A 9,848-nucleotide genomic window follows, 5' to 3' on the forward strand; every position below is an offset into this window, starting at 1 on the left:
ACAAATCCTTTCTAGTTAAGCACTGGTTTAACTTTAATGTGAATTTCACCATTATCAATAGTTAAGCTTTCGGCTTTTACAGGAATTGGGAAGTTATTGAAATTATAAATTTCAGTTGCCTCTAATACATTAGATGTTAAGCCTGGAATTGTAGCACCATTAATGGTGAACTTTTTAGGTGCAAATAATAAAGTATTATCTTTTAATTCTAAATTACCATCTAATTTAACAGACCCTTTAAATACCATCCCTACATTCATCTTGCCAGTTAAACTAATATTGTCTTTACTAATATTTACTTGTACATCTTGAATTTCACTGCCCGCTTGAGTACTTAAAAATGTTGTTAAATCTTCATTAGTCACTGTACCATCAATACTAGAATTTCCTACACTGACAACATCAATTTCTTGGCTTGCCAATAGAGAAATTGGATTAACAAGAATTTTGGATGCATCATATTTGAAGTTTGCAAAATTCAATTTACCGAGTTTTACATCATCTAAAGACCCATATACACGATCAGCTTCACCATATAACAGTTTAAAGCCCGGTTGAGACTCAACATTTACAGTTTGAGCAGATGGTTTTAAAGAATCATTTAGCTGTTTTTCGATACGCGAGCTTATATAAGAAGGTAATAAAAATTGAGTTGCTGCTGCCAAAGCAATAATCAGCACTAATAGGAATAGTAAAAACTTTTTCATAGGAACTCCTAAATTGTTAAATTTGCTTCTTTTTTCAAGAAACCTTCCATAAATTGATCTAAATTACCATCCATAACGGATTGGACATTCCCTGTTTCAACCCCTGTACGATGATCCTTAACGAGATTATAAGGGTGGAATACGTACGAGCGAATTTGACTCCCCCACTCAATCGCTTGATATGTGCCACCAATTTGTTCTTTAAGCTCTGCTTGTTTTTCTAATTCTAATTCAAATAATTTAGCGCGCAATAAACGTAGAGCTTGTTCCCTATTTTGCATTTGAGAACGTTGCGTTTGACATTGAACTACAATACCTGTTGGTCTATGTGTCATACGTACAGCAGAATCAGTTTTATTAATATGCTGACCACCAGCTCCGCTCGCTCGATACGTATCTACTTGTACATCCTTCATATCAATATTAATTTCTACTGTATCGTCAATCTCTGGCATTACATCAACAGCTGCAAAAGATGTATGACGACGTGCAGCGGCATCAAATGGTGATATACGTACAAGGCGATGTACACCTTTTTCAGATTTTAAATAACCAAAAGCATTTTCACCTTTAATTAAAAATGTAGCAGACTTTGTACCTGCCTCATCACCTGGTTGTTCATCCATCAACTCAATAGAGAAACCTGTTTTTTCAGCCCAACGCAAGTACATACGAATTAACATGGAGCACCAATCTTGTGCTTCTGTACCACCTGCTCCAGCATGGAATGTTAAAATCGCATTATTAGCATCATACTCACCACTAAGCAACAAAAGAACCTCTTGTTTTTCTACAGTTTCATCTATTTGGTGAACATAATCCTTTATCTCTCCTTCCAGAGAGCGGTCATCTTCCTCTATTGCCATTTCAAGCATTACATTAGCATCTTCAATATCACTAACAAGTTGTTTATAGCTTTCTACAGCATTCTTTAATTGTGTGGCTTCTTGAGAAATCTCACGAGCCTTATCTGGATCATCCCAAAATGTAGGATCGCTCATTTGTACATCTAGTGTAAAAATTCGATCTTCCTTCTGAGCGATGTTAAAGTGAATCCCTCATTCCATAAATTCGTTCTTCTAGATTAGAAATAATTGGTTTTAAATCTTCTAACAATTTATGTTCACCACCTTTAACCTATTAGCTTATTACATCGATAAACTTTCACCTTAATAAAATAGAAAAATGGCCGTTGCCCAGAAGGAATTCCCCTTGAGCAACGTGCCATTCACAAATCTTAATCTATGTTTTGTGGCTCCAACACATCTTCATGATGGGGTTGTGCACCTTCTAAGTGGTCAACTGGTTCTTCAATTTCTTGAATCAATTGTGCACGAATTTTGTATAACGCCATGATTGTTTCATCTTGAATAGCAGCAATCATATTTTGGAACATATCAAAGGCTTCAAATTTATATTCCACCAATGGATTTTTTTGTCCATATGCACGAAGGCCAATACCTTCACGCAACATATCCATATTATCCAAATGCTCCATCCATTTATTATCAACAACGCGCAACATAATAGCCTTTTCAAGTTGGCCAAACATAGCATCACCAAGCATATCAACGCGATCTTGATACTCAGCATGAGCAATTTCAAGTAATCGTTCTAATAATTCTTGGCGACTATATTCTTCCATATCTTGAGAGGACATAATCTCTTCTGTTAAGAAGTATTGACTTAAATGCTTATAAAGACCTTCATAATCCCATTCTTCAGGATATAATTTTTCATCTGCATAAGCATCTACAGATTCAGTAACAAGTTTATCAATCATTTCATTGATTGTGTCACGTAAAGATTCATTACGTAAAATACGACGGCGTTGTTCGTATAATACTTCACGTTGTTGATTCATAACATCATCATATTCGAGTACATATTTACGAATATTATAGTTATGATCTTCTACTTTCTTTTGAGCACGTTCAATAGATTTAGTAATCAAAGAATGCTCGATAGGTTCATCTTCTTCCATGCCAAGTTTATCCATGATACCTGTAATATTATCAGCACCAAAGATACGCATTAAATCATCTTCTAAGGATAAGAAGAATTGGGAGGAACCTGGATCACCTTGACGACCAGCACGACCACGCAACTGATTATCGATACGGCGACTTTCATGACGTTCAGTACCTAGGATAGCCAAGCCACCTAATTCAGGTACCCCTTCGCCTAATGTAATATCAGTACCACGACCAGCCATGTTTGTAGCAATAGTTACCATGCCCATTTGACCAGCATCTGCAACAATTTCCGCTTCTTTCTCATGATGTTTAGCATTCAACACTTTATGAGGTACGCCTGCACGTAATAACATATCTGAAAGTTCTTCAGATTGTGTAATAGATGTAGTACCAATCAAAATCGGTTGACCAGTTTGATGGCGTTCTACAGCATTACGTACTACGGCACGATATTTAGCTGCTTTTGTTTTAAAGATTTGATCAGGCAAATCTACACGGGCCAAAGGTTTATTTGGCGGAATAGGTAATACTTCCAAACCATAAATATCGATAAACTCTTTTTCCTCTGTTTTAGCTGTACCAGTCATACCAGCAAGCTTATTATACATACGGAAATAGTTTTGGAATGTAACAGAAGCTAATGTTTGACTTTCACGTTCAACCTTCAAGCCTTCTTTAGCTTCGATTGCTTGGTGTAAACCATCGGAATAACGACGACCAAACATCAAACGACCTGTAAATTCATCGACGATAACAACTTCACCATCTTTAACTACATAATCAGTATCGCGATGCATCATAGCATATGCACGTAAAGATGCACCAAGCAGATGATTTAACTCAATATTTTCTGCATCATACAAATTTTCAACACCAAGCATTTGCTCTACTTTAGCAATACCAGAATCTGTAGGCGCAATAGTTTTTTGTTTTTCATCAATTGTATAATCTTCATCTTTCACAAGATGAGGAACAATTCTAGCTAACTTATAGTAATTATCAGTGGAACGTTGACCAGGACCAGAAATAATTAATGGAGTTCTTGCTTCGTCGATAAGGATAGAGTCGACTTCATCGACAATTGCATAATTCAATGGACGTTGTACCATTTGAGATACATCAGATACCATGTTATCGCGCAAATAATCAAAGCCAAACTCATTGTTTGTACCATATGTAATGTCGCACGCATATGCTTCTTTACGTTGGTTAAAATCGAGATTAGCTACAATAAGTCCCGTAGAAAGGCCTAAGAAGTTATATAAACGACCCATTTGTTCGCTATCGCGAGTTGCCAAGTAATCATTTACTGTAACAACATGTACACCATTACCTGTCAATGCATTTAGATATACCGGCAATGTAGCAACTAATGTTTTACCTTCACCAGTACGCATTTCAGCGATATTACCCCTATGAAGGCAAATACCACCAATCAACTGCACATCGAAATGACGCATGCCTAATACGCGTTTAGATGCTTCACGAACTACAGCAAACGCTTCTGGTAAAATGTCGTCTAACGTTTCCCCTTTTTGCAAACGACGTTTAAACTCATCAGTTTTTGCTACTAAGTTAGCATCACTTAATTTAACATAATTCGGTTCAATTTCATTAATATGATCAGCAATAGCACGCATTTTTTTTATTTCTTTTGCGTTATTATTACCTAATAGCCTTTGTAAAAAGCTTAACAAACAAATCACTCCTCTATAGGAAATCTTACATTATTTTATCTAATTTATTATAACGAAAATGCCTTGAATAGTCAAAGAATTCAAGGCATTTCACGATTATTTACAGAGTTTTATAAAAAAAGGTGGATGACTCAAAACAATCATCCACCTTTATATAATAATCGGCTGATTTAAAAGTAGAAAGGAGTTAGAATTATTGTCAGCCGATATTATAAATTATTGTAATTCTGGTTCAATCAACCCATAGAATCCATCATGTCTGCGATATACTACGTTCATGGCTTCTGTTTCAGCATTAAAGAACATAAAGAAGTCATGACCAATAAGATTCATTTGCAAGATAGCTTCTTCTACATCCATAGGGCGTACTGCAAAGTGTTTGCGCTTTACAACCTCGATAGTTTCTTCTTCTACAGGAGCTGGTAAAGCTTCTGGATGGAAAGCCTCTTGTTTTTTAAAGCGTTTTGCTAAACGAGTTTTATGTTTGTGAATTTGGCGTACAATCTTATCTACTACTAAATCAATAGCAGCATACATATCATCATTTGTTTCTACACCACGAAGAACAATCTTATCAATGAAACATGTAAATTCTACAGTAGATTTATCTTTTACAACGGATAAAACCGCTTGTGCATCTAACTCATCATCGAAGTAACGAGTTAATTTACTCAATCTTTTTTCAATATATGCTCTTAAAGCATCTGTCACTTCAATGTTTTTACCTCTGATTGCTACTTTCATAAGTCAACACCCTTTCTAAATATCATCCACAAAATATAAGTGTATAGTATTTCCACTTATTTTTCGTGTTATATTATTAGTTCTACATCAATCTATAAAACTCCTTTTTTTATTGAAACATTTTTATATTTTTTGTAGAAATATAAATCTTATTTTTAAGAATAATAAAAAACTCCGATATCATGCGATATCAGAGTTTTATTTTATGTTACTTTTATGTATTTTTTAGTATGTAATTACGCTTTTACAACGTTAGCTGCCTGAGGGCCACGGTTACCATCAACGATATCAAACTCTACATTTTGACCTTCTGCCAAAGATTTAAAACCTTCATCTTGGATCGCAGAGTAATGTACAAATACATCGCTACCGTCTTCACGTTCAATAAATCCATAACCTTTTTCTGCACTGAACCATTTTACTTTACCTAACATGGTAACATCCTCCTAAAAATATATTTATTGTCTTACTGTCTTGCACTACACTTGTATCATAACACAGCATGTATAAAATTTCAAACAATAACAGTAACACTTTTAATGAATATACAAATATGTTTTTTTAGAGTTCAAACCATCAATAACAGTTAAAAGCTTTTATTTATCTATATTATTAATATTTTTGAACAACATATAAAATTATTGCATATTTTTATGATTATAAAAATATACGAATTAAAAATTATTAATCTAAAATATATATGTATAAAATATTTGCATATCACAAATATTTATAGCAATAATCGTTTTTTATAGATTATCAAATACCTAAAAGAGCTTATTTACAAGGGTTTAACGGGTATAACAAAAACAGTTATAAAATATATTAATAGGTATAAACCAATTTATCTATCAAAAAATTTAATATGGATAAATTTAGCTATCTTTAAAAATAGAAAAAAGGAAGTAACCTCTGATTCTAGAAATTACTTCCTTTTATATTAGAAAATATTATTATAAGATTTTCGACAAGAACAGTTTTGTTCTCTCATTAGTAGGATCATCAAAGACTTTTTTAGGAGTATCATCTTCCAAAATTAATCCACCGTCTACAAATAATACACGGTCAGCTACTTCTTTGGCAAAACCCATTTCATGAGTAACGATAACCATCGTCATTCCTTCTTCTGCAAGAGACTTCATTACATCCAGTACCTCACGAACCATCTCTGGATCGAGTGCAGATGTAGGTTCATCAAATAGCATTACTTTCGGTTTCATCGCTAAAGCTCGAGCAATAGCTACACGTTGCTTTTGACCACCAGACAAAGAGTCAGGATATGCGTTAGCTTTATCTCCTAGCCCAACGCGGTCTAATAAAGTTTGTCCGATTTTTTTTGCTTCCTCATTAGAGGTTTTACGCACCTTAGTTTGAGCTAACGTTAGGTTTTCCATTACAGTCATATGTGGGAATAGATTAAAATTTTGGAATACCATCCCTACTTCGGTACGAACTTGGTTAAGTTTAGACTTATCGGAAAGATCCATACCATCTACAATTACCTTACCAGATGTAGGCTCTTCTAGATAGTTCATAGTACGTAATACTGTACTTTTACCAGAACCTGAAGGGCCAATAATTACTACAACTTGACCTTTTTCAATATGTAAATCAATACCCTTTAATACTTCATTTTTACCAAAGGATTTATGTACATTTTCTAACTTAATCATTTAATGCTATATTTCCTTTCAAGGTAACCAACTAGTTGTGAAATCGTTACTGTCATAATAAGGTAAATAACAGCAACTGTGCCCCAGATTTCAAATGATGCATATGTTTTAGCAATAATCAATTGACCACGACGTGTTAACTCCTCAAAACCAATGACAGAAACTAAGGAAGAATCCTTCAACATAGCAATAAATTCATTACCCAATGGTGGGATAATTGCCTTAAAAGCTTGTGGCATAATAATATACCGCATAGTTTGGCCCCAACTCAAGCCAAGAGATCTACCTGCCTCCATTTGACCTTTATCGATAGACTGAATGCCAGCTCGAAAAATTTCAGACACATAAGCACCAGAGTTAATACTACATGCAGTAACAGCAGCAATAAAAGGATCAATACGTTGTCCTGTAATCATTGGCAATGCAAAATAAATCAAAAAGATTTGTACCAATAGCGGTGTACCACGAATGATATCTACATAGCATTTTGCTAACAATCTAACTATAGAAAATTTAGATAAATTTGCTATAGCTACTAATAGACCAATAAAGAACCCACAGCCTACAGACATAGCTGTAATTTCAACGGTTACTAGTGCACCTTGTAATAAAAGCGGTAAATTGTCCGCAATTAACCCCCAATTAAAACTCATAATCTCTCCTATTATTTTAATTCTAAAACTACCGGCATATCAGCAGGTGCATCTACATTAAACCATTTTTTATATAATGTATTAAATTCACCATCAGCCTTCATATCAGCAATCGCTTTATTAATTTGTTCTTGTAAGTCTTTATTATCTTTATTAATCGCTAAGCCCAAATATTCTTTTGTATTTGGATATGCCATAAATTTAATATGTTGGTCTGGATGTTTAGTACTGTAATATTGAGCCACAGGCAAGTCAATAACAGTTGCATCAGCACCACCATTTTGTAATTCTAACAAAGCTTCATTACTATGGTCAAACTCTTTTACAGTAGTACCTTCGATTTTATGGGCTAAATCCGCACCCGTAGTACCTAATTGTGCAGCAATTTTTTTACCTTTAAGATCATCAAGAGATGTGATATTTGTACCATCTTTAAATACTACAGCAAGGGCATTTTCGTAATATGGAGAAGAGAACAATACCTTTTCACTTCTTGCTTTTGTAATAGTCATACCTGATGCAGCTACATCGATATCACGAGTGTTTAATGCTGGAATCAAAGCATCAAACGCAATATTCTTAAGTTCTACATCTTTATTGATACGTTTACCAATTGCACGAATCAATTCAATATCAAAGCCTGTATAATCTTGAGTTTTTTCATCTTTAAATTCAAATGGTACAAATGTTGCATTAGTACCAACTATTAGTTTATTAGATGTTGTTTGTGTAGAAGATCCACAACCACCAATTATAGTACCAGCCATTACTAACAGACAACCACCAATGATTAATTTTTTTAACTTGCTATTCAACATCGAATCACCCTCATTTATTAAACTAACTATTTTATTACACTAGTATAACACTTAGTATAATTATGTCAACAATTTTGTATAGAATCATCTGAAATATCAATTAATCACTATATTTATACTTAATTTTTATACACACTTTGTATATTTATAACAATTATGTATAATAACTTTCCCATAGTCATCGCCCTTTTCACGATTTTAAAATATACAGATGTATAAAAGAAAAAAGCACATGAGAAAAGCCTCATGTGCCCGTATACGGCTGACCTGGTCTTTGCCCCCACACTCGCCTGCTGGAAGGTTCGCTCATAAGTCCAAGACTCCCCACTACTACTTCTCTCGGTTTTACCGGCAGGACTTACACCTAAGCCGCACCATGCTCACAACCCCGTGGGTTGCTTATGTGGATCGTTTTGCCTGCGACTGGCATCGACTTTCAACCACAGACCCGTATAGACGTATTATAATGAATAACATTATAACTGTCTAGATATACAATTATATGTACATTTTAAAAATACATAAGATGTAGATATTAAATTAAATTTCAGAACATATAATCGCTTATTTCTCATTGAAATGAGAATGAATTTTTCAATCTTTTTTTTGATGTATAGAAAATTGTCATAGAAAACCTAAAATATTCTTCATATTATTTTAATATTTATAAAATTAATATTTAAAGATACTATATTTAGTACATTCCAAAAATGTCAATTATTTCTTGTATGATAAATATGAATACACCGTCAATAATAGAACATACGTATCATACACAAATTATTATTTATGGTGTATAATTTGTATACTATTTAAAAAGAACGGCCTAAAGTTGTACGATATGAACATTAGTACGAGGGGTTGTACCATAATGTTCTACATGTGAGTTAAAGGGGTTTATTATGTTTATGTTATCATTAATGCAACCATCAGGGTTGTACGAACTGGAGAAGGACAGTTTAGAAGCCATTAGCGCTCAACTTTTACAGATGATACAAATGAAAAGCTATCATTTGTATACTCATTCTATCCAAGTTTCAAACTATGCAGTTAGTATTGCAGCCAAAATGGGGTTGCCATTAAATGAAATCGAACAAATACGTCACGCGGCTTTACTCCATGATGTAGGACTTTTAATGGTACCTAATGCACTAATTCAAAAATCTCCATATCTTAACAAGCAAGAAATGTCAAAGTATAAACAACATCCAGCAAGTGGTGCCAATATTATTGAGAATTATCCTTGCTGCCAACAAATTTTGCCTTATATTCGTTACCACCATGAAAAATGGGATGGATCTGGTTACCCTAAACATTTGCGTGGTGCAAATATTCCGCTAGGAGCCAGAATTATTGCTGTTGCAGATTATTACGATACAACTGTTAATCCATCTACTGAGTTTTGGGCAAAGACAAAAGCTAAAGCCAAAGAAGAACTCTTTAGTGCATCCGGTTCTCTTTTCGATCCAGATGTAGTAAAAGCATTTATAGATGTTTTAGGTTAATATTATAATTAAGCGTTCACAATGATATGTACCCATTTTCCTGGACACATATTATTTACTAGCCTAAACACATGG

General features: G+C 33.9%; 9 protein-coding genes. 1 reads left to right on the forward strand and 8 read right to left on the reverse strand.

Annotated features, from left to right (window positions below):
* Positions 1-11: 11 nt before the first annotated feature.
* The 8 genes from RWP19_RS03975 to RWP19_RS04010 all read right to left on the reverse strand — a co-directional run bounded on the left by RWP19_RS03975 (position 12) and on the right by RWP19_RS04010 (position 8,268).
* The gene (locus RWP19_RS03975; protein ID WP_314356555.1) at positions 12-707 is read right to left on the reverse strand and encodes a DUF2993 domain-containing protein; all 696 of its coding nucleotides are present in this window, start codon (positions 705-707) and stop codon (positions 12-14) included.
* A gap of 8 nt (positions 708-715) precedes the next feature.
* Positions 716-1,823, reverse strand: a protein-coding gene (gene prfB, locus RWP19_RS03980; protein ID WP_295257555.1) for a peptide chain release factor 2 whose coding sequence is annotated in 2 segments (ribosomal slippage) — positions 716-1,765 and positions 1,767-1,823 — 1,107 coding nt in all. Because the reading frame shifts where the segments join, the coding sequence is not laid out codon by codon here.
* 121 nt (positions 1,824-1,944) lie between these two features.
* Entirely contained in the window at positions 1,945-4,380 is a 2,436-nt protein-coding gene (gene secA / locus RWP19_RS03985) for a preprotein translocase subunit SecA (protein ID WP_314356556.1), read from the reverse strand.
* A gap of 216 nt (positions 4,381-4,596) precedes the next feature.
* A complete protein-coding gene (hpf, locus tag RWP19_RS03990; protein WP_295207568.1) occupies positions 4,597-5,124 on the reverse strand; it encodes a ribosome hibernation-promoting factor, HPF/YfiA family in 528 nt (175 codons plus the stop codon).
* Between the two features lie 236 nt (positions 5,125-5,360).
* A complete protein-coding gene (locus RWP19_RS03995) occupies positions 5,361-5,558 on the reverse strand; it encodes a cold shock domain-containing protein (protein ID WP_178885080.1) in 198 nt (65 codons plus the stop codon).
* 519 nt (positions 5,559-6,077) lie between these two features.
* Positions 6,078-6,797 (reverse strand): amino acid ABC transporter ATP-binding protein, encoded by a 720-nt coding sequence (locus RWP19_RS04000; protein WP_314356557.1) that lies wholly within the window; start codon positions 6,795-6,797, stop codon positions 6,078-6,080.
* Complete coding sequence (locus tag RWP19_RS04005; protein ID WP_314356558.1) at positions 6,794-7,450, reverse strand: amino acid ABC transporter permease; 657 nt, start codon at positions 7,448-7,450, stop codon at positions 6,794-6,796. Before RWP19_RS04005 ends, RWP19_RS04000 begins: the two co-directional genes overlap by 4 nt.
* Before the next feature lie 11 nt (positions 7,451-7,461).
* Positions 7,462-8,268, reverse strand: coding sequence for a basic amino acid ABC transporter substrate-binding protein (locus RWP19_RS04010; protein ID WP_314356559.1), 807 nt, complete (start codon positions 8,266-8,268; stop codon positions 7,462-7,464).
* A 902-nt stretch (positions 8,269-9,170) separates the two neighbouring features.
* Here RWP19_RS04010 and RWP19_RS04015 point away from each other — a divergent pair.
* Positions 9,171-9,773: an HD-GYP domain-containing protein gene (locus tag RWP19_RS04015; RefSeq protein ID WP_295207556.1), complete on the forward strand. Its 603-nt coding sequence runs from the start codon at positions 9,171-9,173 to the stop codon at positions 9,771-9,773.
* The last annotated feature ends 75 nt before the right edge of the window (positions 9,774-9,848 follow it).

The sequence above is a fragment of the uncultured Veillonella sp. genome (assembly GCF_963522475.1).
GTDB lineage: Bacteria > Bacillota > Negativicutes > Veillonellales > Veillonellaceae > Veillonella.